The sequence below is a fragment of the Sphingomonas flavalba genome (genome assembly GCF_004796535.1).
Lineage (GTDB): Bacteria > Pseudomonadota > Alphaproteobacteria > Sphingomonadales > Sphingomonadaceae > Sphingomonas_L > Sphingomonas_L flavalba.
Genome location: NZ_SPHY01000006.1, coordinates 1 through 23,150 on the forward strand (window position 1 = coordinate 1; position 23,150 = coordinate 23,150).

At 67.6% G+C, this 23,150-nt stretch carries 23 protein-coding genes; 12 read left to right on the plus strand and 11 right to left on the minus strand.

Annotation, left to right across the window (positions count from 1 at the left end; translation table 11 throughout):
- From E4A53_RS14615 to E4A53_RS07420, 5 genes are all read left to right on the plus strand, one after another.
- Positions 1-247: hypothetical protein (locus E4A53_RS14615; RefSeq protein ID WP_420822615.1), on the plus strand; the 247-nt coding region annotated here is incomplete at its 5' end.
- A gap of 57 nt (positions 248-304) precedes the next feature.
- Positions 305-1,237: a bifunctional riboflavin kinase/FAD synthetase gene (locus E4A53_RS07405; RefSeq protein ID WP_136162460.1), complete on the plus strand. Its 933-nt coding sequence runs from the start codon at positions 305-307 to the stop codon at positions 1,235-1,237.
- A 49-nt stretch (positions 1,238-1,286) separates the two neighbouring features.
- On the plus strand, positions 1,287-4,217 hold the full coding sequence (gene ileS, locus E4A53_RS07410) for an isoleucine--tRNA ligase (RefSeq protein ID WP_136162461.1): 2,931 nt from the start codon (positions 1,287-1,289) through the stop codon (positions 4,215-4,217).
- On the plus strand, positions 4,210-4,722 hold the full coding sequence (gene lspA / locus E4A53_RS07415) for a signal peptidase II (RefSeq protein ID WP_136162462.1): 513 nt from the start codon (positions 4,210-4,212) through the stop codon (positions 4,720-4,722). The genes ileS and lspA overlap by 8 nt, the downstream gene beginning before the upstream one ends.
- Positions 4,715-5,164 carry a DUF3035 domain-containing protein gene (locus E4A53_RS07420; RefSeq protein ID WP_136162463.1) on the plus strand — a complete coding sequence of 150 codons (450 nt, stop codon included), beginning with the start codon at positions 4,715-4,717 and terminating at the stop codon, positions 5,162-5,164. Before lspA ends, E4A53_RS07420 begins: the two co-directional genes overlap by 8 nt.
- Positions 5,165-5,320: 156 nt before the next feature.
- Here E4A53_RS07420 and E4A53_RS07425 read toward each other — a convergent pair whose 3' ends face one another.
- The 4 genes from E4A53_RS07425 to sseA all read right to left on the minus strand — a co-directional run bounded on the left by E4A53_RS07425 (position 5,321) and on the right by sseA (position 9,454).
- Complete coding sequence (locus tag E4A53_RS07425) at positions 5,321-6,400, minus strand: DUF5694 domain-containing protein (protein WP_136162464.1); 1,080 nt, start codon at positions 6,398-6,400, stop codon at positions 5,321-5,323.
- An 89-nt stretch (positions 6,401-6,489) separates the two neighbouring features.
- On the minus strand, positions 6,490-7,233 hold the full coding sequence (locus E4A53_RS07430; RefSeq protein ID WP_136162465.1) for a TorF family putative porin: 744 nt from the start codon (positions 7,231-7,233) through the stop codon (positions 6,490-6,492).
- Positions 7,234-7,427: 194 nt separating this feature from the next.
- Positions 7,428-8,615, minus strand: a complete 1,188-nt coding sequence (gene metC / locus E4A53_RS07435; RefSeq protein ID WP_136162466.1) for a cystathionine beta-lyase — start codon at positions 8,613-8,615, stop codon at positions 7,428-7,430.
- Positions 8,612-9,454, minus strand: a complete 843-nt coding sequence (gene sseA, locus E4A53_RS07440; RefSeq protein ID WP_136162467.1) for a 3-mercaptopyruvate sulfurtransferase — start codon at positions 9,452-9,454, stop codon at positions 8,612-8,614. Before sseA ends, metC begins: the two co-directional genes overlap by 4 nt.
- Positions 9,455-9,563: 109 nt before the next feature.
- Between sseA and queF the strand changes: the two genes are divergently transcribed.
- Positions 9,564-10,010: a preQ(1) synthase gene (queF, locus tag E4A53_RS07445; protein WP_136162468.1), complete on the plus strand. Its 447-nt coding sequence runs from the start codon at positions 9,564-9,566 to the stop codon at positions 10,008-10,010.
- 47 nt (positions 10,011-10,057) lie between these two features.
- Positions 10,058-10,462 (plus strand): acyl-CoA thioesterase, encoded by a 405-nt coding sequence (locus E4A53_RS07450; protein WP_136162469.1) that lies wholly within the window; start codon positions 10,058-10,060, stop codon positions 10,460-10,462.
- 31 nt (positions 10,463-10,493) lie between these two features.
- On the opposite strand, the gene E4A53_RS07455 is transcribed toward E4A53_RS07450, so the two are convergent.
- Together E4A53_RS07455 and aspS are read right to left on the minus strand one after the other, a co-directional pair.
- Positions 10,494-11,279 (minus strand): polyphosphate kinase 2 family protein, encoded by a 786-nt coding sequence (locus E4A53_RS07455; protein WP_136162470.1) that lies wholly within the window; start codon positions 11,277-11,279, stop codon positions 10,494-10,496.
- Between the two features lie 52 nt (positions 11,280-11,331).
- Positions 11,332-13,110 carry an aspartate--tRNA ligase gene (aspS, locus tag E4A53_RS07460; RefSeq protein ID WP_136162471.1) on the minus strand — a complete coding sequence of 593 codons (1,779 nt, stop codon included), beginning with the start codon at positions 13,108-13,110 and terminating at the stop codon, positions 11,332-11,334.
- Between the two features lie 98 nt (positions 13,111-13,208).
- On the opposite strand from aspS, the gene rnd reads away from it, so the two are divergent.
- Entirely contained in the window at positions 13,209-14,393 is a 1,185-nt protein-coding gene (gene rnd / locus E4A53_RS07465; RefSeq protein WP_136162472.1) for a ribonuclease D, read from the plus strand.
- A gap of 16 nt (positions 14,394-14,409) precedes the next feature.
- Here rnd and E4A53_RS07470 read toward each other — a convergent pair whose 3' ends face one another.
- From E4A53_RS07470 to E4A53_RS07485, 4 genes are read right to left on the minus strand one after another with little or no spacing between them, the layout of a single operon-like run.
- Positions 14,410-15,936 carry a Ppx/GppA phosphatase family protein gene (locus E4A53_RS07470; RefSeq protein WP_338054983.1) on the minus strand — a complete coding sequence of 509 codons (1,527 nt, stop codon included), beginning with the start codon at positions 15,934-15,936 and terminating at the stop codon, positions 14,410-14,412.
- Positions 15,896-18,043 carry an RNA degradosome polyphosphate kinase gene (locus tag E4A53_RS07475; protein WP_136162474.1) on the minus strand — a complete coding sequence of 716 codons (2,148 nt, stop codon included), beginning with the start codon at positions 18,041-18,043 and terminating at the stop codon, positions 15,896-15,898. The genes E4A53_RS07470 and E4A53_RS07475 overlap by 41 nt, the downstream gene beginning before the upstream one ends.
- 1 nt (position 18,044) lies before the next feature.
- Positions 18,045-18,659: a P-loop NTPase family protein gene (locus E4A53_RS07480; RefSeq protein WP_136162475.1), complete on the minus strand. Its 615-nt coding sequence runs from the start codon at positions 18,657-18,659 to the stop codon at positions 18,045-18,047.
- Positions 18,656-19,924: a heavy-metal-associated domain-containing protein gene (locus E4A53_RS07485; protein WP_136162476.1), complete on the minus strand. Its 1,269-nt coding sequence runs from the start codon at positions 19,922-19,924 to the stop codon at positions 18,656-18,658. The genes E4A53_RS07480 and E4A53_RS07485 overlap by 4 nt, the downstream gene beginning before the upstream one ends.
- Before the next feature lie 59 nt (positions 19,925-19,983).
- Between E4A53_RS07485 and purM the strand changes: the two genes are divergently transcribed.
- The 4 genes from purM to E4A53_RS07505 are packed head-to-tail and all read left to right on the plus strand — an operon-like array spanning position 19,984 to position 22,654.
- Positions 19,984-21,078 (plus strand): phosphoribosylformylglycinamidine cyclo-ligase, encoded by a 1,095-nt coding sequence (gene purM / locus E4A53_RS07490; protein ID WP_136162477.1) that lies wholly within the window; start codon positions 19,984-19,986, stop codon positions 21,076-21,078.
- On the plus strand, positions 21,071-21,670 hold the full coding sequence (gene purN, locus E4A53_RS15050; protein WP_136162478.1) for a phosphoribosylglycinamide formyltransferase: 600 nt from the start codon (positions 21,071-21,073) through the stop codon (positions 21,668-21,670). The genes purM and purN overlap by 8 nt, the downstream gene beginning before the upstream one ends.
- On the plus strand, positions 21,639-22,010 hold the full coding sequence (locus E4A53_RS15055) for an MmcQ/YjbR family DNA-binding protein (protein ID WP_136162479.1): 372 nt from the start codon (positions 21,639-21,641) through the stop codon (positions 22,008-22,010). Before purN ends, E4A53_RS15055 begins: the two co-directional genes overlap by 32 nt.
- On the plus strand, positions 22,007-22,654 hold the full coding sequence (locus E4A53_RS07505; protein WP_136162480.1) for a hypothetical protein: 648 nt from the start codon (positions 22,007-22,009) through the stop codon (positions 22,652-22,654). Before E4A53_RS15055 ends, E4A53_RS07505 begins: the two co-directional genes overlap by 4 nt.
- On the opposite strand, the gene E4A53_RS07510 is transcribed toward E4A53_RS07505, so the two are convergent.
- The gene (locus E4A53_RS07510; protein ID WP_136162481.1) at positions 22,632-23,150 is read right to left on the minus strand and encodes a GNAT family N-acetyltransferase; all 519 of its coding nucleotides are present in this window, start codon (positions 23,148-23,150) and stop codon (positions 22,632-22,634) included. The two genes, E4A53_RS07505 and E4A53_RS07510, sit on opposite strands and share 23 nt — an antisense overlap.

Sequence of the window (23,150 nt, forward strand, 5' to 3'; positions counted from 1 at the left end):
CGGGCAGCCGCCGCTGCTGCCGCCGGCCCTCATCCCGATGGCGCTGTTCCTGCTGATCCTCGTCGCCGCGTTCAGGCCGCAATGGGTGCGCCGGCTGTTCGGCCTGGTCGAGGACACGGGGCTGACCGACCGCCTGCGCCACCGCGCGCCGCCGCCGGACACCCCGCCGCCGCCCCCGCCGGAGCGCCCCGCACCGCCGCCTCCGCCGCCCCGCTCCACCGCGGGCTTCGGCCGCAAACCGGTCTGATCCGCCACCGCCCGACAAATATTGCTCGATTTTCGCCATCCCCCTATAGGCTGCGGCATGGAGCGCCTGGACGGGAGCGCGACCGCCCCCTCGCATCTGCGCGGCGGCGTCGTCGCGTTAGGCAATTTCGATGGATTTCACCTCGGCCATCAGGCGGTGGTCGGTCGTGCCGTCGCGCTCGCCCGGGCGCAGGGCCGCCCGGCGCTGGTCGCGACCTTCGACCCCCATCCCGTCCGCTTCTTCAAGCCTGACGCCCCGCCTTTTCGCCTGACCACGCTCGATCAGCGCCAGCGGTTGTTCGCCGCCGCCGGGGCGGATGCGATGATCGTCTTTCATTTCGACGCGGAGCTGGCCGCCGTCACTGCGCGCGATTTCGTGCTCGACCGGCTGGTCCGGCGCATCGGCGCCGCGGCGGTGGTGACCGGTGAGGATTTCACCTTCGGCAAGGGGCGCGGCGGCAATCGCGCCGTCCTCGCCGCGCTCGGCCAGGAATTCCGGCTCGGCGTCGAATCGGTCGCGCCGGTTGCGCTCGACGGCGAAACGGTGTCGTCCAGCCGCATCCGCGACGCGCTTCAGGCCGGCGACTGCGCCACCGCCAGCCGCCTGCTCACCCGTCCGTTCGCGATAGAGGGCATCGTCCAGCACGGTGACAAGATGGGCCGCGCCCTTGGCTACCCCACCGCCAACCTGGCGCTCGGCAGCTATCTGCGCCCGCGCTACGGCGTCTACGCGGTGCGCGGCCGCCTGCCCGACGGCCGGTTGCTGGACGGCGCCGCCAGCGTCGGCATCCGCCCGACCTTCGACCCGCCGAAGGAGCTGCTCGAACCGTATTTCTTCGCCTTCGACGGCGACATCTACGGCCGGACGATCGAGGTAGCGTTCCACCGCTTTCTGCGGCCGGAGGCGAAATTCGACAGCCTCGACGCGCTGAAGGCGCAGATGGCGCGCGACTGCGCCGACGCCCGGCGCGCGCTCGCGGCGGGCGATTGACGGGAAACACTAGTGTCTCCGGCAATCCTCCGCTAATCCCCGCCCACCGATGAGCGACCAACCCGACAGCCCGCGCGACTGGCGCGACACCGTCTTCCTGCCGAAGACCGATTTCCCGATGAAGGCAGGCCTTGCCGCCAAGGAACCGGCGATCCTCGATCGCTGGGCGCGGATCCGCCTTTACGACCGCCTGCGCGAACAGCGTCAGGGCAAGGAACGCTTCATCCTCCACGACGGCCCACCCTACGCCAACGGCGACATCCACATGGGCCATGCGATGAACAAGGTGCTGAAGGACATCATCGTCCGCAGCCAGTCGCTGCTCGGCAAGGATGCGCCCTACGTCCCCGGCTGGGACTGCCACGGCCTGCCGATCGAATGGAAGATCGAGGAAGAATACCGCAAAAAGAAACAGAACAAGGATGAGGTGCCGCCCCGCGAATTCCGCGCCCAGTGCCGCGCCTATGCCGAAAAATGGGTCGGCATCCAGCGCGCGCAGTTCGAACGGCTCGGCGTCATGGGCGACTGGGACGATCCCTATCTGACCATGAAGTTCGCGGCAGAGGCGGCGATCGTCGCCGAACTGCTGAAATTCGCCGAATCCGGCCAGCTCTACCGCGGTGCCAAGCCGGTGATGTGGTCACCCGTGGAAAAGACCGCCCTCGCCGAGGCCGAGGTCGAATATGAAGACGTCACCTCGACCCAGATCGACGTCGCCTTCGAAATCACCGAAGCCCCCAACGCCCCCGAACTGGTCGGCGCCCACGCCGTCATCTGGACGACGACCCCCTGGACCATCCCGGTCAACCAGGCGATCGCCTATGGGGAAAAGGTCGAGTATTCAGTTTATGGTTTCGAACTGTCTTTGGTTGGTGGAGGCGCCGCCGACCAGGACGCTTGGCGTGCGTTCGTTGGATCATGGGCTAGTCGCCGTTTCTTGCTGGCTCGAGAACTGGCCGGCAAATTTGCGGAGCGGTTTAGCGCATATCTAACGTCTTTGCTTCCGCAGACGCTCAATAGTCGCAAGGTTTGCGCTGATATTATCGATCTTAAGTTACAAGATCATAGCAAACTCGCCGGCGCCGTCGCCCGTCACCCCATGCACCATCTCGGCGGCTTCTTCGCCAGGCCCCGCCCGTTCCTCGCCGCGCCCCACGTCACCACCGACGCCGGCACCGGCCTCGTCCACATGGCGCCGGACCATGGCGAGGAGGACTTCATCGCCTGCAAGGCCATGGGCATCGACCCGGTATTCGCGGTCACCGACGACGGCAAATACCGCGACGACTGGGCCTGGCTCGGCGGTCAGGGCAGCGTCATCAACACCAAATTCAACGGCCCCGACGGCCCGATCCTCAGCGATCTGCGCTCCGCCGGCGCCCTGCTCTCCGCCGGCGATTTCCAGCACAGCTATCCGCATAGCTGGCGGTCGAAGGCGCGGATCATCTACCGTTGCACCCCGCAATGGTTCATCCCGATGGACCGGCCAGTGGCCGATCCTTCCGCCCGCCGCTGCGCCGAGGAAGAGTATATCCTCGCACATGAGTCCAACGCCGCCACCCTGCGCGCCACCGCGCTCGACGCGATCGAGCGGACGCGCTGGGTGCCGGAAAAGGCGCGCAACCGCATCCACGCGATGGTCGACGGCCGCCCCGACTGGGTCATAAGCCGCCAGCGCGCCTGGGGCGTGCCGATCGCGCTCTACGTCAACCGCAAGACCGGCGAGTATCTGCGCGACCACGCCGTCAACGCCCGCATCGTCGCGGCGTTCAAAGCGGGCGGCGCCGACGCATGGTTCGCCGCCGATCATCAGGCCATTCTCGGCCCCGACCACGCGCTTGCCGATTATGAGGTGATTACCGACATCCTCGACGTCTGGTTCGACAGCGGCTCGACCCACGCCTTCGTCGTCGAGGCCCGCTACGGCGCCGGCACCCGCGCCGACCTGTATCTGGAAGGGTCTGACCAGCATCGCGGCTGGTTCCAGTCGTCGCTGCTCGAAAGCTGCGGCACCCGCGGCCGCGCCCCCTATGGCGCCGTCCTTACCCACGGCTTCGCGCTCGACGGCCAGGGCCGCAAGATGTCGAAATCGCTCGGCAACGTCGTCGATCCGCTCAAGGTCATCAGCGAAAGCGGTGCCGACATCCTGCGCATGTGGGTCGCCTCGACCGATTATTTCGAGGATGTCCGCATCGGCAAGGAGATCCTCGCCGGCACCTCCGACGCCTATCGCAAGCTGCGCAACACATTCCGCTACCTGCTCGGCGCGCTCGACGGCTTCACCGATGCGGAACGCGTGCCGGTGGCGGACATGCCGGAACTGGAACGCTATGTCCTGCACCTGCTCGCCGGGCTGGATGCGGAACTGCGCGCCGCCACCGACGCATTCGAATTCAACCGCTACATCCGCGCGCTGACCGATTTCGCCAATAACGACCTCAGCGCCTTCTTCTTCGATATCCGCAAGGACAGCCTCTATTGCGACGCCGCCGCCGATCCCCGGCGCCGCGCCTACCGCACCGTGCTCGACACGCTGTTCCACGCCCTCGTCCGCTATGCCGCGCCGATCCTGTGCTTCACCGCCGAGGAAGTGTGGCAAACCCGTTATCCGAACGAAAACGGCTCGATCCATTTCGAAACCTGGCCGGATGTTGACGCCGCCTGGCACGACCCGGCGCTCGGCCAGCGCTGGCAGGGCCTGCGCGCCCTGCGCTCTCAGGTGACCGAGGCGATCGAGCCGCAGCGCCGCGACAAGCTGGTCCGTTCCAGCCTGGAGGCGGCGGTGGCGCTGCCCGGCGCGCTGCCCGACGACGTCGATCTGGAGGAACTGTTCATCGTCGCCTCGGTCTCCGGCGGCGCGGCGGACATCGCGGTCAGCCATACCGATCGCCACAAATGCGGCCGCTGCTGGCGCCACATGCCGGAAGTTGTCGAGGATAACGGCCTGTGCGGCCGCTGCGCCACGGTGGTCCATGGCTGATACCGCCCCGCCCCGCCGCCTCGGCCTGATCCTTGCCGTCATCGTCTATATCGTCGATCAGGCGGTCAAATACGCGGTCATCGGCCCGCTGGCCCTGCCGCATATCCGCAATATCGACATCCTGCCGTTCTTCGACCTGACCTGGGTGGAAAATTACGGCGTGTCGATGGGCTTCCTGACCGCGTCGAGCAACGGCATGCGCTGGGCGCTGGTCGGGCTGACCGCGGCGATCAGCCTCGCCGTGCTCGCCTGGATGTGGCGGGAACGCAGCCGGGCGGACGTGCTGGCGCTCGGCCTGGTGCTCGGCGGCGCGCTCGGCAACATCACCGATCGCACGCGTTTCGGCTATGTCGTCGACTATGCGGACCTGCATTTCGGCGAATGGCGGCCGTTTTTGGTATTCAATGTCAGCGACGCCGCTATTACCATCGGCGTCGTGATCCTGCTCGCCCGCGCGCTGCTCGTGCGGGACGGCAAGAAATCCGCGGAGGATGATGATGCGTAAGGCACTGTTGGCCGGCCTGGTTCTGACAACCGCTCTTTCCGGCTGCGCCGCCGGCGGCGGCCTGTTCGGGCGCGAACGGCCGGACGAATTCGCCGTCGCCCGTCGCGCGCCGCTGGTCGTGCCGCCCGATTTCGCCCTCGCCCCGCCCGCCCCCGGCGCCCCGCGCCCGCAGGAAGCGGATTCAAGCACCCAGGCGCTCGAGGCGATGTTCGGCGGCGCGGCGCAGCGCAGCGCGACGGAAACCGCCGCGCTCGACCACGCCGGCGACGACAGCGCCGATCCGGGCATCCGCTCCGCCGTCGCCGATCCGCAGACCAACGTCGTCGACAAGGGCCAGGTGACTCGCGACATCATCGCAGCCCCGGAAGGCGACGGCCGCGACGCCCGCGCCGCCACCGGCACCACCCCCGCCCCAACGCCCAGCCCGACCCCGCAGGACTGACCCCGCAGGACTGACCGCCTCCAACGGCCGCCGGGTGCTGCCCAGCACGTCATCCCGGCGAAAGCCGGAGCCTCATTCTCCTGCTCATCAAGCCGCCAGTGCTCCTGCGAAAGCAGGAGCCCGGCAACCCCGTCAATCGCCCCCGCGCCCCTCCGTTCAGCGTAACACCCGTTCCGCGTCGACCAACCGCACGTCGTGCATCTGGTTCAGATAGGCTTCCAGATAGCCCTTGTGCGATCCGCCGACGATCACCAGCGCCCGGATCCCTGGGCGCGCCGCCATCACCTCGCGAATATTCGCCGCCATGCGCAGGTTGCGCGTCTCCCAATAACCGACATAGCCGCGCCCGAACCGCTGCGGCGAAGGCTCCTCGAGCGCCGCGCCGAAATCGCTGTCGAACGCCAGCTTCGCCGCCCCTGGCGCGTTGTAGGCGCGGTACAGGGCCAGCACGCCGTCGGCTGAACCCAGCTTTGTCTGCAACGCCGCGTCCATCGCCCGGCGCTTCGCCGTCGCCGGGTTGTCCCACGCCTTGCCGATCGCCGCGGCGTAGCTTTTCTCGTCCGCGATCGGCGCGTCGGCGGTATGGTCGTCGATCGCATAGACCCGCTCCTGCTCAAGGGCGGCGGCAAGCGGCGCGGCAATCAGGAAATCCTCGTTGCGGCGGTCGCGTAGCAGGTTCAGCCGCGCGACGAGCACGCCGTCCAGCCCATCCCCGGCCCGGCGTTCGCTCTCCGGCAGGCGCAACCATTGGACCAGCGCCGATGCCTGCTCTCCGCCAGCTAGGAACAGCGCGGCCAGCCGGCGCCGCTGCGCGGCCGTCGGCGCTTCGGGCCAGTCAACCAACAGACGCTCCGCCTCCGCCGTCGCTGCCGCAACATCCAGTCCGGTCGCCGCCCGCGCCGGGGCGGTATCCCAGCAATAACCGTCGATCGTCTCACGATAACGGCCGGGGTAGCCGCGCATGAAATCGCATTGCGGCCCCGATATCGCCTCGATCGCGATCGCCTGCGGCTGCCAGCGCGCCAGCCGCCCAATCAGCGAGGACAGCGCATCTGCCTTGAACGGCTCCGACAACCCGGAAAGATGCGGCGTTCCCAGCACCAGCACCTGGTTCGGCGCCCCACCCCGTGGGCCCTTCAGGCTGCCTGGGTCGAAATCCGGCTTGTACGCCTGCCCGAACGCAATGCTCGACGCTGCCAGCGCCGCGAGCAGGACACCGATGGAATAAAGCCGCATATGCCCTCCAGGTGATTTACTGTATTGTAATACCAATACAGTAAAGGAGTGCTGGTGTCGAACATTTCAGCGCAGGCGGATCTACGTTCCTAGAACCACACTCCGACCGATCCGACGATCCCCGCCTTGGCGACATTGCGCCCGCTTGGGGCGATCGCTGCTTTGCTGGCGTCGACATAGCGGACGCCGAAGGTCAACGCCCGCCATTGGTAACTGAGGCCGAACGCCCAGTCGGTATAGCCTTTGCCGACGGTCAACGCGCTCGGCCCAAAGCTGTGGCCCAGATGCGCCGATACGCTGAACGGCGTCGTCGGGATGCCGACCGACAGGTCGCCGGCGACATACAGCCTGTCCTTCGTGCCCGCCCCGACGCCCAGCGCCGCCGCCTTGGGCGCGTAATTGGCGGTCACCTTCGCCGTCGCCGGGCCAAGCATGTGGGCGACCGAGACATAGGGTTCGACGAAATCGGTGTTCGCCCCGCCGCCGCCCGGATAATAATAATAAAGAACGCCGATATCGAAGGTGGTGCCGCCCCGCGTCGTCCGGTAGCCGGCGATCAGATCGATCTCCTGGTCGCTGCCGGCGGCGACATAATCGTCGATCGACGATCCCCAGACCGACGCATACAGGCCGCTGTCATGCGCGACGGTCAGGCCGCCCTGAACGGCGAAGCGCTTGTCGGTCTGCGACACGCCGCGGAAGCGGTAATCGCTGACCACCGTCGCGCTGCCGCTGATGGTCAGCGGCGGCGGCGGCGCGGTGTCCTGCGCGGCAACCGGCATGGCGGCAAGGGCAAGGAACGGCCCGGTCAGGGCCAAGATGGACGTGCGCATAGGCTTTCCTTTCTGGAAATGTGCGTTCGTCCCGCCTGCATCGCGTGGCTGGCCCTCGTCGCGGGGCCGATCGGCGCGACCCCGTAAATCTGGCAAGATTCGCTGCACCGCACAACAGGCAAAATCCCGGGCGCGGCGATTCCGGCCGCCGGGCGTTGCGATGCCGCAACAGCGAAGGGCTGTCGTCGCCCCGCTCAGCGCAGCGCCGCGAACCGCGCCAGCCCGGCCTCCAGATCGGCGATCAGGTCGTCCGGGTCCTCCAGGCCGATGTGCAGGCGGATCGCCGGGCCTTCCGCCTGCCACCGCGTCGCGCTGCGAAGCTTCTCGGGGTCGATCGGGATGGCGAGGCTTTCGAACCCACCCCACGAAAAGCCCATGCCGAACAGCCGCAGCCCGTCGAGCAGGGCGACGCGCCCGGCATCGTTGCCGCCGTTCAGCACGACCGAGAACAGGCCCGAAGCGCCGGAAAAATCGCGTTGCCACAGCGCATGGCCGGGGTCTCCGGGCAGGGCCGGATACAATACCCGCGCCACTTCCGGCCGGCCGGCCAGCCACTCGGCGACCTTCAGCGCATTCGCCTGGTGCTGGGCCAGCCTGACCCCCATCGTCCGCAGCCCGCGCAGGCCCAGCCAGGCGTCGTCCGGGCTGGCGCACTGGCCGAGCAGGTAGGTCATCGTCCGCAGCTTTTCCCACACCCCCGGCGCCGCCGTCACCGAACCGAGCATCACGTCGGAATGGCCGACGACATATTTGGTGCAGGCAAGGATCGACAGGTCGATGCCATGCGCGATCGCTGGGAAATACAGCGGCGTCGCCCAGGTGTTGTCGAGCAGGGTCACCACCCCGCGCGCATTCGCGGCGGCGACGATGGCGGGGATGTCCTGCACCTCGAAGGTCAGGCTGCCCGGGCTTTCCAGGAAGATCGCGGCGGTGTCGTCTCCGATCAGCCCGGCAATGTCGCCGCCGATCAGCGGGTCGTAGTATCGCGTCGATATACCGTTGTTTTTCAGTATCTTATCGCAGAACGCCCGGGTAGGTTCGTAGGCGCTGTCGACCATCAGCACCTGATCTCCGGGTGATAACACAGCTAGCAACGTCGTCGTCACCGCCGCCAGCCCGGACGGATAAAGCAGCGTCCCCGCCGCCCCCGGCTCCAGCTCGGTCAGCGCCGACGCCAGCGCCCACTGCGTCGGCGTTCCCCGCCGCCCGTAATACAGCTTCTCATGCGTATCGCGCGGCCGCTCCCGCATCTCGGCGACGCTGTCGTAAAGCACCGTCGACGCCCGCCAGACCGGCGGATTGACGACGCCTTGCGTCCACTCCTCGCGCCGCCCCGCCGCCGCCAGCCGCGTCGCCCTGCCATCGGCCTCGTTACCACTCATTGCGCCGCGCCGCGCTCCTTCGGCGTCGACGGGTCACCGCCCCACTCGGCCCAGGATCCATCGTACAGCGCGACGTCCCGCTTGCCGAGCGTGGCAAGGCCGAAGGCCAGCACCGCCGCCGTGACGCCCGACCCGCAGGTCGTCACCACGCCGCGCTCCAAATCGACGCCCGCCGCCTCGAACTCTGCCTTCAGCGCGTCGCCCTGCTTCCAGGTACCGTCGGCGTTGAACAACTGGCCGTGCGGCACGTTGCGGGCGCCGGGGATGTGCCCCGGCTCGACGCCCTTGCGCGGTTCGGGCAGGCCGCCGGCGAAACGCTCGGCGGACCGCGCGTCCACCACCTGCTCGTTGCGGCTGCCGATATTCGCCTTCATCTGCGCCAGCGTCCGCACGCCCTTGTCGTCGAACCAGACGGTATAGTGGCGGTGCCGGTTGATCGCCTTGCCGGTTTCCAATGCGCGCCCTTCCGCCTGCCACTTGGCAAGCCCGCCGTCGAGAACGGCGACGTCATGCGCGCCGAACGTCTTCAGCATCCACCAGCCGCGCGCCGCGGTATGCAGCGGCGAGTTGTCGTAGACAACGATCCGGCTACCGTCGCCCAGCCCCAGCGACTGCATGCGGCTGGCGAACTTCTCGGCTGACGGCAGCATGTTCGGCAGGTCGGTGTTGCCGTCGGCCAGATCGGCCAGATCCATGAACACCGCGCCGGGGATGTGGCCGGCCTCAAACGCGGCAGCGGGGTCGCGGTCCGGTTCCAGGAACCAGCTTGCGTCCACCACCCGCAGGTCCGACGCGCCAAGCTCCTTCTCCAGCCATTCGGTGGTCACCAGCAGGTCCATGCGAGTCTCCTTTGATCCGCCCCTTTCCTAGTCACGCCCGCCGCCGCCGTCGAGACGGCGATCGGCCGGCCGCTTTGTCGGCATCGGTTTTGGCTGTAAGGGCCTGGCCATGACGATCACCCATCTCGGCCGCCAGAGCAGCCTGCCGGACTCACCGGACGCCGCCGTCCTCGACTATGTGCCCAACCCGCGGCCGGGCCGCCCCTATCTGGTTCGCTTCACCGCACCGGAATTCACCTCGCTCTGTCCGGTCACCGGCCAGCCGGATTTCGCCCATCTGGTCATCGACTACGCGCCGGCGGAAACGATCGTCGAATCGAAGGCGTTGAAGCTGTTCCTCGGCAGCTTCCGCAACCATGCCGCCTTTCACGAGGACTGCACCGTCGGCATCGCCGAGCGGTTGTGCCGTGAAATGGCGCCGCTATGGTTGCGCATCGGCGGTTACTGGTACCCGCGCGGCGGCATTCCGATCGACGTATTCTGGCAATCGGGCGAGCCGCCCGCCGGCTTATGGCTGCCGCCGCAAGACGTGCCGGGCTATCGCGGCCGAGGCTGACTTGCCCCTGTTATTCCGGCGCTAATGACACTATTGTCAATTTTATCATGACCAGCGCCATCGCCCACGACTATCCGATCGCCATCAGCCCGGCTGACATCGACTTCATGGGGCACGTCAACAACGCCCGCTATCTCGCCTGGGTGCAGGACGCGGTCGTCGCCCATTGGCGCAAGCTGGCCCCGCCGCAGGCGGTCGCCCGCCACCTGTGGGTCGCGCTGCGCCACGAGATCACCTACCGAAAGCCGGCATTCATCGACGATCAGGTCATCGCCACGGTGGTGCTGGAAAAGGTCCACGGCGCTCGTGCCTTCTACGCGACGCTGATCAAGCGGGGCGAAGATGTGCTGGCGGAGGTGAAGTCCAGCTGGTGCTGCCTCGACGCGACCACCCGCCGCCCGGCCCGCATCGCTCAGGACGTCATCGCCCGTTTCCTGCCGAAGGACGCCTAGAACGAGGCGGTTGCCTCGTCACATTGCCGCGCTAGCGTTCGCCTGACAGCCTCAGATTTTCGGTTGCGAGCCGGATCAGCTCCGGGTCGGCCGCCGGCGGGGCCATTGGCACATGCTTTTCCAGATAGTCGGCAATCGCGGTCAGCGCGGCGATCCGCGCCGCCTTCTTGTTATTGCCGTCGATCACCCGCCACGGCGCCCAGCGGGTGTCGGTTTCGGCGAACATATCCGCCATCGCCGCGAGGTAATCGGTGCGGCGGGCGCGGTTGCGATAATCCTCCGCGCCGGTCTTCCAGCGCTTCCACGGGTCCTCGAAGCGGTGGAGGAAGCGCCGATCCTGCTCATCCTGGGTGATGTGGACGAACAGCTTGACCAGCGTCGTGCCGCTTTCGATCTGCCGCGCCTCGAACTCGTTGATCTCGTCATAGCCGCGCTTCCACTCGGCCTCGGTCGCGAAACCTTCGACTCGTTCCACCAGCACCCGCCCGTACCAGCTGCGGTCGAATACGACGATGTCGCCATTGGCCGGCAGCCGCTGCCAGAAGCGCCAGAGGAAATGCCGGTCTTTCTCGTTGGCCGTCGGCGCCCCGATCGGCCAGACCTCGAAATAGCGCGGGTCCCACTCGGCGGTCAGCCGCTGGATGATGCCGCCCTTGCCCGCGGCGTCCCACCCTTCCAGCATCACGACGGCGCGGCGCTTGTGGACGATATGCGCCACCTGGATGCGCGCCAGCCGCTTCTGCACGGCGGCCAGCGCGTCGGCATAATCGCCCTGGAATTTATCGCCCGCTTCGTAGGCGCTGAGGTCGATGGTCATGCGATCACTCTACGTCCCTGACCGGCCCGGTCTAGCGGAGATGGGGTTAACGTCAGCCTTTCGGCTGCTCCACCACCCGGATACCCAGTTCGCGCAGTTGCTTGGGCGTCGCCGGCGCCGGCGCCTGCATCATCAGGTCCTCCGCCTTCTGGTTCATCGGGAAGACGATCACCTCGCGGATGTTCGGCTCATCGGCAAGCAGCATGACGATCCGGTCGATGCCCGGCGCCGATCCACCGTGCGGCGGTGCGCCGAACTTGAACGCGTTGATCATGCCGGCGAAATTGGTGTCGACCTGCTCGCGCGTGTAGCCGGCGATCTCGAACGCCTTGTACATGATGTCCGGGCGGTGGTTGCGGATCGCGCCCGACGACAGCTCGACGCCGTTGCAGACGATGTCGTACTGGTAGGCGAGGATATCGAGCGGATCCTTGGTTTCCAGCGCCTCAAGCTCGCCCTGCGGCATCGAGAACGGGTTATGTGAGAAGTCGATCTTCTTCGCCTCCTCGTCATATTCGTACATCGGAAAATCGACGATCCAGCAGAATTCGAAGCGCTTGGCGTCGATCAGGCCAAGCTGCTCGCCGACGCGGGTGCGCGCGGCGCCAGCCAGCTTCGCCGCCTGCGCTTCCTTGCCGGCGGCGAAGAAAATGCCGTCATCCGGGCCAAGGCCCAGTTCCGCGATCAGCTTGCGGGTCGCTTCCTCGCCGTGGTTCTTGGCGATCGGCCCGCCCAGTTCGCCGTTCTTCTGGGTGATGTAGCCAAGCCCGGCGTGGCCTTCGGCGCGCGCCCATTCGTTCATGTCATCGAAGAACTTGCGGCTCTTGTCGGCGGTGTTCGGCGCGGGAATGGCGCGAACGACATCGCCGCCGCCGACGATCCGCGCGAACAGGCCGAAGCCCGATCCCCCGAAATGGCGCGACACGTCGGTGATGACGATCGGATTGCGCAGATCCGGCTTGTCCGACCCGTATTTCAGCATCGCCTCCCGGTAAGGGATACGCGGGAACGGCGCGGAGCTGACCGATCGGTCGCCGGCGAATTCCTCGAACACGCCATGGAGGACAGGCTCTATCGCATTGAAAACATCGTCCTGGGTGACGAAGCTCATCTCGAAATCGAGCTGGTAGAACTCGCCCGGTGAGCGGTCGGCGCGCGCGTCCTCATCGCGGAAGCAGGGCGCGATCTGGAAATAGCGGTCGAAGCCGGCGACCATCAGCAACTGTTTGAACATCTGCGGCGCCTGTGGCAGCGCATAGAATTTGCCGGGGTGGACGCGGCTGGGCACCAGATAGTCGCGCGCGCCCTCCGGCGACGACGCGGTCAGGATCGGCGTCTGGAACTCGGTGAAGCCCTGGTCGATCATTCGCCGCCGGATCGACGCGATCACGTTGGAGCGCAGCACGATATTGGCGTGCAACCGCTCGCGCCGCAGGTCGAGGTAGCGATAGCGCAGGCGGATATCCTCGGGGTAATCGGCCTCACCTGCCACCGGCATCGGCAATTCCTGCGCGGTCGAGCGCACGGCCACATCATCCGCCCGGATCTCGATCGCCCCGGTCGGCAGGTTGGGGTTGGCCGCTTCCGGCGCGCGGGCCACCACCCGCCCGGTCACCGTCACCACCGACTCGGCGCGCAGCCGCTCCAGCAGCTTGAACGCTTCCGAATCGACGTCGGTGACGATCTGGGTCAGGCCGTAATGGTCGCGCAGGTCGACGAACAGCAACCCGCCATGATCGCGCTTGCGGTGAACCCAGCCGGATAGGCGAACCGTCTCGCCGACATGGGTTTCGCGCAGTTCCGCGCAGGTGTGGGTGCGATAGGCGTGCATCGGCATAACTCGGAAAGAGGCATGAAATATGTGTGACCCGCGCGCTTCCCCGCACGACACGTCTTTGTCAAGGCGCGGCTGGGCGCTATGGGCCTGACATGAAGATTCATCCGCTGATCACCGACAGTGCCGATCTTGCCGATCTCTGCGCCCGCTTCGCTCGATCGCCATTCGTCGCCGTCGACACGGAATTCATGCGGGAAAACACGTACTGGCCGGACCTGTGCCTGATCCAGATCGCCGACGGCAAAGAAGCGGCGGCGATCGATCCGAAAGCGCCGGAGATCGACCTTGCGCCGCTGCTCGCGCTGATGGTGGACAACACCGACGTGCTGAAGGTGTTTCACGCCGGCGGCCAGGATGTCGAGATCGTGTTCAACCTGACCGGCAAGACGCCCAACCCGATCTTCGACACCCAGATCGCCGCAATGGCGATCGGCCAGGGCGAGCAAATCGGCTATTCCAGCCTGATCGACAGTTGGCTGGGCATCCAGCTCGACAAGGGCGCCCGCTTTACCGACTGGGGTCGTCGCCCGCTCGACAAGCGGCAAATCGACTATGCGATCGGCGACGTCACCCATCTGTCCCGCGTTTTTCCGATGATCCTGGAACGGCTGAAGAAGCTCGGCCGCGGCAGCTGGCTGGACGACGAGATGGAGCGGCTCGCCGACCCGGCGCATTACGTCAACGAACCCGATCAGGCGTGGCAGCGGATCAAGGCAAACGGCCGCAAGCCGGAGATGATGGGTCGGCTGAAAGCGCTCGCTGCCTGGCGTGAGCACGAGGCGCAGAACAAGGACCTGCCGCGCGGCCGGATCATGAAGGATGAGACGCTGGCCGACATCGCCGGCCAGCCGCCGCGCGCGCAGGCGGAGCTTGCCAAGGTGCGCGGCCTGTCATCCAGCTGGGCCAATAACGGCATCGGCGCGCGGATGATGGCGGCGTTGGCCGAAGCGAAGCCGATGCCGGCGGACGAGATTCCCGGCCGCGAGGATCGCCGCCCCGGCCCCGGCAAGGATGGCGCGCTGGTCGCCGACCTGCTGAAGCTGCTGCTCAAGATCCGCGCCAAGGAAATCAGCGTCGCCCCCCGCCTGCTGGCGCGCAGCGACGACCTCCAGCACCTCGCTGCCGGCCACCGCGACGGCCTGTCGATCCTGGAAGGCTGGCGGTTCGAACAGTTCGGGCGCGATGCGCTGGCGCTGGTTGAAGGTCAGCTTGCCTTCGCGGTCAAGGGCGGCAAGCTGCGGATGACCCGCACCACAGAGCGCTCGGAAGCGGCCTGACCCGGCACGGTGCCGGTCAGGGCAGCCGCACCTCCACCCCCAGCACCGCCGCCAATTGGCGATGGCGACGCGCGACCGCCTCGCCATAGAAAATGCGGGTGTCGGCCTCCATCTCCAACGCCAGCGCGCCGTCGACAACCACCACCCGACTCGACCGCAGCGGTGCGGCGGCGGCACCGGAAAAACGCTGGCCCAACCGAATCGCCAAACCCCAGCGCAGCGCCCGGTGCAGATCGCCGGCATCGCACAGTCGCTCAAACCCCGACAGGGTGCCACTGCCGCCGAAGCTGCTGTACAATGCTTGGCCCAGCATCACGCGTTCGCGCGGCTCTATCGCGACCCAGTTGCCGTGCAGACCGATCTCCAGCGCGCGCTCGGCCTTGAACTCCGGGTTGGCGCGCCAGCCGACATCGGCCAGCAGGCAGGCGGCATGGCGGATGCGGGCATTGGCCGGCGTCTCGTCGCCGAATAGCGGGGCGATCCACCGGTCGAGCAGGTCGCCATGCTCGGCGAAGCGCCCGTCGCGCTCGCCTTCGTCGCGGCAGGCCAGGATCAACGGGTCCTGCGCCTGCTCCGCGACCGACAGGTGCTGGTAGAGCAGCCCCTCGCGCAGCCCGAAGGCGGAAACGACAAGATCGCTTGGTGACAGATGGCGAACCAGCGCAGCCAGCATCGCCGCCGCCGTTCCCAGCGTCGCCACCCGCCCGCTCGGCAGCGCCGGCACCGACTTCAGCGTCGACCGGCCGATATGTGCGAGGACCCGCACCATCCGTGCCGCCGTTTCCGGCTGCATCCGGTATTGCTGGAGGATGCGCAGCGGATGGCCGCTCAAGTGCATGTCAAACCGGGCCAGCGCCCGCCACGACCCGCCGACCAGATAGAATGGCAGGCCGCGCGCATCGTCGAGCCATTCGGCGGTCGCCAGCTGTCGCGACACGGCGCGGGCGAAGGCGCGCTGCCCGGCCTCGCGCATCGCGCCAACGCGCAGCACCCCCAGCGGAAAGGAGGCGCGCGCATCGACGACGCCGCGTTTCAGCCGCACCAGTTCCAGACTGCCACCACCGAGGTCACCGACGATACCGTCGGCATCGGGAATACCGGAAGCAACGCCCAGCGCCGCCGCCGTCGCCTCCTGCTCGCCCGGCAGCAGCTCGACCGTGAAACCGAGCTGCTCGACCCGGTCGATCAACGCAGCGCCGTTGTTCGCGTCGCGCACGGCCGCGGTCGCCACCGCGCGCGGGCTGGCGATGCCCATGGCGTCGCACAGTCCGCGGAATCGGGTTAGCGCCGTCAGCGCCAGGTCCATCGCCGCCGGCTCGATCGCACCTGTTTGGGCCAATGAGCGGCCCAGCCCGGCCAGAACCTTCTCGTTGAACAGCACGGCAGGAATCCGGGCATGCCCGTCGAATACGACCAGCCGGACGGAATTCGACCCGATATCGATTATCGCCGATCGCCGACGGGCCCCCGCCCCGGCGTCGCGCGCGCCCGCGCCGCCCATCCTACCCACGCCGCCGGCGCAAGTGGAGCTTCGGCACCGCATCGCTGTGCGCCAGCGCCTGCCCACGCCCCGAAAGCGACGGGTTGGTCATGAAATACCGATGCAGGTTGAACGGCCGCTCGCCCGGCGTGTCACGGATGTAGCTGCCGTCGGGCTGAAGCTCCCAACTCTGCTCATTGTCGATCAAGTTGGCGACCATCACCTGGTCGAGTACCTGATCGTGCACCGTCGGGTTGAGGATCGGCATCATATACTCCACCCGCCGGTCGAAATTGCGCGGCATCCAGTCGGCCGACGAGATGAACAGCTTCGCGCCGTCGTTGGGCAGCGCGCGGCCGTTGCCGAACGCCCAGATGCGGCTATGCTCCAGAAAGCGGCCAACCACCGACTTGACCCGAATATGTTCCGACAGGCCCGGCACGCCGGGCCGCAGACAGCATATGCCGCGCACCACCAGGTCGATCTCCACGCCGACGCCGCTCGCCGCGTACAGCTTCTCGATGATCGCCGGGTCGACCAGCGAATTCATCTTCGCCCAGATCATTCCCTGCCGACCGGCGCGGACATTCTTGATCTCCGCATCGATCAGCGCCGACAACCGATCGCGCAGGCCGTGCGGCGATATGGTGACCAGCTCCAGTTCCTTCGGCTCGACATAGCCGGTGATGTAGTTGAACAGCTGGGCGGCATCGCGGCCGATCCGCGGATCAGCGGTGAAGAAGCTGAGATCGGTGTAGATCCGCGCCGTCACCGGGTGGTAGTTGCCGGTGCCGAAATGGCAATAGGTACGGTATCCGCCCGCCTCGCGCCGGACGACCATCGACACCTTGGCATGGGTCTTCCAGTCGATGAAGCCGTAGACGACCTGCGCGCCCGCCCGCTCCAGCGCCGAAGCCCAGAGCAGGTTCTGCTCTTCATCGAACCGCGCCTTCAGTTCGATGACGGCGGTCACCGACTTGCCCGCCTCCGCCGCCGCGATCAGCGCATTGACCACCGCCGACTGTTTGCCGGCGCGATAGAGCGTCTGCTTGATCGCCACGACATCCGGATCAGCGGCCGCCTGCTTCAGAAAGGCGAGGACGACGTCGAACGTCTCATACGGGTGATGGACGATGATGTCCTTGCTGCGGATCGCGGCGAAGCAGTCGCCGCCATGCTCGCGGATGCGCTCCGGAAAGCGGGGCGAGAAAGGCGAGAATTTCAGGTCGGGGCGATCCTCCTCGACCAGCTGCTCCAGGTCGCCGATGCCCAGGAAGCCGCCGGTTTCGGTGACAATCGCGTCCTGTCCGCCCAGTTCGGTGTTGACCAGGGCTTCCAGATGGTCCGGCATCCCCTGTTCCAGGTCGAGTCGGATCACCCGCCCCCGCCGCCGGCGCTTGATCGCCGAACGGAAGTAGCGGACCAGGTCTTCGGCCTCTTCTTCCAGTTCGATATCGCTGTCGCGGATGATCCGGAAACAGCCGGAACCGGCCACCTCATAGCCCGGAAACAACAGGTGCTGGAAACAGCGGATCAGCGTTTCCATCGCGACATAACGGGCGGCGCGGCCGGGCAACCGGACGAACCGCTGCAGCGTCGCTGGCAGCATCACCAGCTCGCGGATCGGCGCCCGGTCGGACAGACGGATCAGGTCGACGACGATCGATAGACCCTTGTTCGGAATGAACGGGAACGGGTGCGCCGGGTCCAGCGCCTGAGGCGTCAGGATCGGAAAGATCTGCTCGCGGAAATGAGTTTCCAGCCAGGCCCGTTCATTGTCACCCAGTTCGTTGTTGCCCAGCACCAGCAACCGCGTTTCGCGCAGCTGCTCACGCAAGCCTCGCCACACAGCGCGCTGCTGCGACAGCAGCGCCTCCGCATTCTCGGCGATCGCGGCCAGTTGCTGGCTGACGGTCATCCCGTCGGGTGAACGTTCCTCGACCTGCTGAAGCTGCTGGCCCTTCAGTCCGGCGACCCGGACCATGAAGAATTCGTCGAGATTGTTGCCCGAAATCGACAGGAATCGCAGCCGTTCAAGCAGCGGGTGCGAGGGGTTGGACGCTTCCTCCAGCACCCGGCGGTTGAACGCCAGCCAGCTCAACTCACGGTTGAAATAGCGCTGCTCGACATCCGGCGCGACTGCGCGCGGAGGGGGGGCTAGGGTTGGCATGTCAGGCCCGGTTCTCGTCCGCTGATCGCATCGCGCCCAATGTGGCCCGCGCCAGCTTGAGCGACAAGCGCGAATGCTCCGACAAGGATGCCTCATCCAGTGCATCGACCACCCGGATCAACGCGACATGGCTACGTTCGATACGCGGCATCAGCCAGCCGATCAGCTCCGGCGGCGCGACAAGGTTGCGCTGGGCGAGCAGCTTTTCCACCAGCGCCCGGGCGAGCGGCTCGTCCGGATCACCAAGCGCCACCGCCGGCGTCGCCGCCAGTCGCGAGCGCAGGTCCGGCAGCTTCACCCGCCAGGCCGGCGGCGGCAGATCGGCAACCAGCAACAATGGCCGCCGCGTCTCCTGCGCGGCGTTCCACGCATGGAACAGTTCTTCTTCCGAGCGGCGGTCGGCATCGTCGATCAACTGCCCCTCGGTCCTTCCCGCGAACAGGCGGCCGAGCAGACTGCGCCCCGATTTGCGCGGGCCGGTCAGGATCGTCGCCATCACCGGCCAGGTCCCCCAGCGATCGAGATGGCGAACCGCGTCGGCGTTGCTGTCGCCGACAATGAAATCCCGCTCTGTCTCTCCGGCCGGCCAGTCGAACGGCAGGGCGATCTGGCTCATGGCCGGGAGCTGTTGCTCGGGCTGGGCGCCGGCGCGCTCGCCGCGCGGCGGACGATCCGCAGCGTGTCGCCGCTCCCCTGCACCTGCCAGCCACGGGCGGCGAAGGCGGCCCGCAACGCCACCGAATCGCCCTGGAACACCACCCGCATCACCGAAACGCCGCCGATCGCCAGGCTGGATGTCGCGGCGGAACGCACCCCTGGAATCCCACGGACGGCTGTTTCGGTGGCGTTGACCGCGCCGACATCGGGCGTGTCGAACTGGACGGTGACCGCGCTTGTCCCGGACGGCGTGTTGCTGGTGACCAGCACGCCCGCGTCGTCCGGCGCCAGTTCCAGGCTGTCGCCCAGCGCGTCGGCGTCGACCGGCTCCTCAACGACCAGCGACGGATCGGGCGCCAGCGCCCCCATCGCCAGCGCCTCGCTGTACAACGCGTCGATCCGCTGCACTCCGGCATCGAGCAGCTTCGGGATCGCCTCGCTATTCTCGACGCGCAATGCGAATCGGCCGATCAGCCGCCGGTCCGGGCCATGGAAGGCGCTGAACCAGCCGACCACCGGTCCACCGGGCCACAGGCGCTGCAAGCGAACCTGCGGGATCAGGACGTCGGCGGCGCCATAACCGTCAAGCAGGAACCGCCACCAGGTCCGCCCCGGCCGCCACGCCTGCGCGTTGTTGAGCAGCAGCGGATCGACGCCGGTGCCGGTCACCCGAATATAGTCGATGCTGCTGTTGCCGGTGCGGAAGCGCGCCCACGCCTCCTGCCACGGATTGCGCAATTCGAAGCTCTGCGCGGACCCGCCGCTCCACTGGACCGGCAGCACCAGCATCGGCGCGGAGCGGGCGGCATGCCCGGCGATGCCGAGGATCTGCCCTGTCCGCGCCCGGTCGAACAACACGCCCAGCCGGGCGATGTAGCGACGCGGGCCGATCTGCTCGTCCTCGACCACGATACCGGCGACGATACCGTCCAGCGCCGAATCGGACAGCGCTGGCGCACCGGTGCCGGGATGGGTGCGCTGCCACAGCGCGCGCCAGCCCTTGCGCTGCGCCTCGCGCCAGCCGCCATAGCGCGCAGCATCGGCGTTGGCGGCATAGACGTCGACGGCGATGCCGCTGACTTCAAGGCTGGACGAGCTGTCGATCGGCGGCACGCCGCGGTCCGTTCCCTCCAACTGGGCATGCAGCACCGCGCCAGCGCCGGCGACGAGCGCCAAGGCAAGCAGCGGCCGCACGAGGCTGAGCGGACGGGAAAGCGCGATCACGCCGCCCTTCTGGCGTGTTGGCGGTGGAAATCCAAGCGCGTTGTGGCTAGGCGACGGTCATGAACGACAACACGTCCTACACCTATGCCGGCGCCGGCGTTTCGATCGCTGCCGGGAATGCGCTGGTGCGCGCGATCGCCCCTCTCGCCAAGGCGACGCGGCGCCCCGGTGCCGATGCCGAACTGGGCGGCTTCGGAGGCTTCTTCGACCTGAAGGCGGCGGGCTATACCGATCCGCTGCTCGTCGCCGCCAATGACGGCGTCGGCACCAAGCTGAAACTGGCGATCGAGCATGACCGGCATGACGGCGTCGGCATCGATCTGGTCGCGATGTGCGCCAACGACCTGATCGTCCAGGGCGCGGAGCCGCTGTTTTTCCTCGACTATTACGCCAGCGGCAAGCTCGACCCCGCCGTCGCCGAGCGGGTGATCGCCGGCATCGCCGAGGGGTGCCGGATCGCCGGCTGCGCGCTGATCGGCGGCGAAACGGCGGAGATGCCGGGCATGTACGCCGACGGCGATTACGACCTCGCCGGCTTCTGTGTCGGCGCGGTGGAACGGACGCAGGCGCTGACCGGCAGCCGGGTAGCGGCCGGCGACGCCATTCTCGGCCTCGCTTCGTCCGGTGTCCATTCCAACGGCTTCTCGCTGGTCCGCCGCCTCGCCGCCGACAAGGGCTGGAAACTCAACCGCCCGGCGCAGTTCGACATGGAGCAGTTGCTGATCGACGCGCTGATGGCGCCGACCCGCATCTATGTGAAGGCACTGCTGCCGCTGGTCCGCGCCGGCCGCGTCGCCGCCCTCGCCCACATAACCGGCGGCGGGCTGCTGGAAAATATCCCGCGCGCCCTGCCCGCCGGCCTCCACGCCCATATCGACGCGGATGGCTGGCCGCTGCCCCGGCTGATGGCCTTCCTCCAGGCGCAGGGTGCGATCGAGCCGGAGGAAATGGCACGCACGTTCAACTGCGGCATCGGCATGGCGGTGATCGTCCCGGAGGCGGAGGCGCCATCGGTCGCGGCGGCGCTGGAAAGCGCCGGGGAGACGGTATTGCGGATCGGGCGGGTCGAGGCCGGCGAACGGGGCTGCACCGTTTCCGGATCGACCGAGACGTGGAGCGCCCGCGCCGGCTGGTCCGCCACCCACAATGGCTAAGCGCGCGCGCCTCGGCGTGCTGATCTCCGGGCGCGGATCGAACATGCTGGCGCTGGCGGAAGCGGCTCAGGCACCGGACTGCCCCTACGTGATCGCGCTGGTCGCCTCCAATGACCCGGATGCCGCCGGGCTGGCGACGGCGCGGGCGATGGGCATCCCGACCTGGGCGCACAGCCACAAGGGGCTGAAGCGCGCCGAATTCGACGCCCTCGTCGACGCCGCGCTGCGCGACGCCGATGTCGAATATGTCGCGCTCGCCGGCTATATGCGGCTGCTGTCGGGCGGATTCGTCGGCGGATGGGCCGGGCGGATGCTGAACATCCACCCGTCGCTGCTGCCCAAATACAAGGGGCTGGACACCCACGCCCGCGCGATCGCCGCCGGCGACGCGGTCCACGGCGTCAGCATCCACATCGTCACCGCCGAATTGGACGACGGGCCGGTGCTGGCGCAGGCGGAAATTCCGATTCTGCCCGGCGACACCCCGGAAAGCCTTGCGGCACGGCTGCTGATCGAGGAACATCGCCTCTATCCGGCGACGCTTGCGGAGTTCGTGCGCAATGCCCAGTCCCGATCCCGGCCCGGCGCTTGAACGGACGCGCGCGATCTGCCTCGCCCTGCCCGGCAGTATCGAGAAGCTGTCGCACGGCATCCCCGCCTTCGCGGCGTCGGGCCGGATGTTCGCCTATTTCCGGCATAACCACCATGGCGCCGAACGAACCGATGTCTGCGTGCGCACCAGCGGCCCTGACGAGCAGGCCATGCTGATCGACCAGGACCCCGCGCTCTACAGCTGGCCCGCCTATATCGGCCCGGCTGGCTGGATTGCGATCAATGTCGCGCCGGGCGCCGACTGGAACCATGTTGCGGATCGCATCGCCGAAAGCTGGCGCCTTGCTACCAGCCGACCGCGCCGGGCGGCACGGCGATGAGCGGCGAAGGCCGCGAGGAGCGGGCACAGGAAGCGGCCGCGATCCGCCGCCGCTGGATCACGCTGGGCGAGGGGTTGGCGGTGGTCGCCGTCATCATTTCCGCCCTGACGCTGTGGAACAACTATGCCGAGCGCACGTCCAGCGAGGCGGAACGCGCCGCCGCCGAACAGGCGGCCGATGCCCGCGCGGCGACGCTAACCTTGAAGGGTACGGCCCGGCGCGACGGCAAGCAACTCGATCTGGCGCCGACCCGCGCGGAACAGACGATCCAGAGCCAGAGCATCGCTTTTCCCACCGCCCTCGGCATCGCACCAATCGGCACCGCCGGCGAGGCGCGGATCGAGGCGCGCTGGTTCGGCGAGGCGCTGAAGAAAGCGCGCCGCGCCACCGGTCTGTCCGACCGGCCGAAGGGGGATGCCCGGCTGCCGGTCGCCATCACCACCCGCTATCTGGTCGACGGCGACAGCCATAGCGAGGTGGCGCTCTACGACATCGGCTACGCGCTCGACGGCCAGATGTTCGGCGGCGCCGCCGTTCGCCTGCGCGGCCTGTCGCTGATCGCGCATAGCGATGAGACGCGCGCGCCGGCGCAGCTCGAGAAACTGTGGAAGGCCCGGGCGGCTAAAGCGCCCGCGCGAAAATAGCGTCCTCAAAATCCTCGCCGCCGACGCGGAAAATCCGCTCGCCGATCGCCGCGCAGCCATGGCGGCGGTAGAATCCGATCGCGGCGGTATTGGTCTTGGCGACGCCGATCAGCAGCCGGGTCATGCCGCGCACTCGCGCTTCTGATACCGCGGCGGCAAACAGCGCGTTGCCCATGCCGCCGCCTTGATAGCGCGTCAGCAGGTAAATGCGGCGCAGTTCGATATCGGTCGCGCCGGTCTCGATCGGCAGGTCGGGCGGGGTCAGAAGCGCGTAGCCGACCGGCGCGCCCCGCTCCCCTTCCGCCATCCACAGCGCACAGGCAGGATCGGCGAGATGCGCCTCGTACGCAGCTTCGCTGAGCTTGTCGCCGACATGTGCCAACAAATCCTTGCCGGCGATCATCCAGGCGTAGGTTTCGAGGAAGGTGGCGCCGCTGACCAGCGCCAGCGCCGCCGCGTCCCCGGGGCGGCAGCGACGAATGCCGCTGGCCGCCAT

What these genes read in the sequence shown, in the direction of transcription:
- E4A53_RS07405 (WP_136162460.1), top strand. Translation starts at nt 305, where the DNA reads ATGGAGCGCCTGGACGGGAGCGCGACCGCCCCCTCGCATCTGCGCGGC.
- ileS (WP_136162461.1), top strand. Translation starts at nt 1,287, where the DNA reads ATGAGCGACCAACCCGACAGCCCGCGCGACTGGCGCGACACCGTCTTC.
- lspA (WP_136162462.1), top strand. Translation starts at nt 4,210, where the DNA reads ATGGCTGATACCGCCCCGCCCCGCCGCCTCGGCCTGATCCTTGCCGTC.
- E4A53_RS07420 (WP_136162463.1), top strand. Translation starts at nt 4,715, where the DNA reads ATGCGTAAGGCACTGTTGGCCGGCCTGGTTCTGACAACCGCTCTTTCC.
- E4A53_RS07425 (WP_136162464.1), bottom strand. Translation starts at nt 6,400, where the DNA reads ATGCGGCTTTATTCCATCGGTGTCCTGCTCGCGGCGCTGGCAGCGTCG.
- E4A53_RS07430 (WP_136162465.1), bottom strand. Translation starts at nt 7,233, where the DNA reads ATGCGCACGTCCATCTTGGCCCTGACCGGGCCGTTCCTTGCCCTTGCC.
- metC (WP_136162466.1), bottom strand. Translation starts at nt 8,615, where the DNA reads ATGAGTGGTAACGAGGCCGATGGCAGGGCGACGCGGCTGGCGGCGGCG.
- sseA (WP_136162467.1), bottom strand. Translation starts at nt 9,454, where the DNA reads ATGGACCTGCTGGTGACCACCGAATGGCTGGAGAAGGAGCTTGGCGCG.
- queF (WP_136162468.1), top strand. Translation starts at nt 9,564, where the DNA reads ATGACGATCACCCATCTCGGCCGCCAGAGCAGCCTGCCGGACTCACCG.
- E4A53_RS07450 (WP_136162469.1), top strand. Translation starts at nt 10,058, where the DNA reads ATGACCAGCGCCATCGCCCACGACTATCCGATCGCCATCAGCCCGGCT.
- E4A53_RS07455 (WP_136162470.1), bottom strand. Translation starts at nt 11,279, where the DNA reads ATGACCATCGACCTCAGCGCCTACGAAGCGGGCGATAAATTCCAGGGC.
- aspS (WP_136162471.1), bottom strand. Translation starts at nt 13,110, where the DNA reads ATGCACGCCTATCGCACCCACACCTGCGCGGAACTGCGCGAAACCCAT.
- rnd (WP_136162472.1), top strand. Translation starts at nt 13,209, where the DNA reads ATGAAGATTCATCCGCTGATCACCGACAGTGCCGATCTTGCCGATCTC.
- E4A53_RS07470 (WP_338054983.1), bottom strand. Translation starts at nt 15,936, where the DNA reads ATGCGGTGCCGAAGCTCCACTTGCGCCGGCGGCGTGGGTAGGATGGGC.
- E4A53_RS07475 (WP_136162474.1), bottom strand. Translation starts at nt 18,043, where the DNA reads ATGCCAACCCTAGCCCCCCCTCCGCGCGCAGTCGCGCCGGATGTCGAG.
- E4A53_RS07480 (WP_136162475.1), bottom strand. Translation starts at nt 18,659, where the DNA reads ATGAGCCAGATCGCCCTGCCGTTCGACTGGCCGGCCGGAGAGACAGAG.
- purM (WP_136162477.1), top strand. Translation starts at nt 19,984, where the DNA reads ATGAACGACAACACGTCCTACACCTATGCCGGCGCCGGCGTTTCGATC.
- purN (WP_136162478.1), top strand. Translation starts at nt 21,071, where the DNA reads ATGGCTAAGCGCGCGCGCCTCGGCGTGCTGATCTCCGGGCGCGGATCG.
- E4A53_RS15055 (WP_136162479.1), top strand. Translation starts at nt 21,639, where the DNA reads ATGCCCAGTCCCGATCCCGGCCCGGCGCTTGAACGGACGCGCGCGATC.
- E4A53_RS07505 (WP_136162480.1), top strand. Translation starts at nt 22,007, where the DNA reads ATGAGCGGCGAAGGCCGCGAGGAGCGGGCACAGGAAGCGGCCGCGATC.
- E4A53_RS07510 (WP_136162481.1), bottom strand. Translation starts at nt 23,150, where the DNA reads ATGGCGGCCAGCGGCATTCGTCGCTGCCGCCCCGGGGACGCGGCGGCG.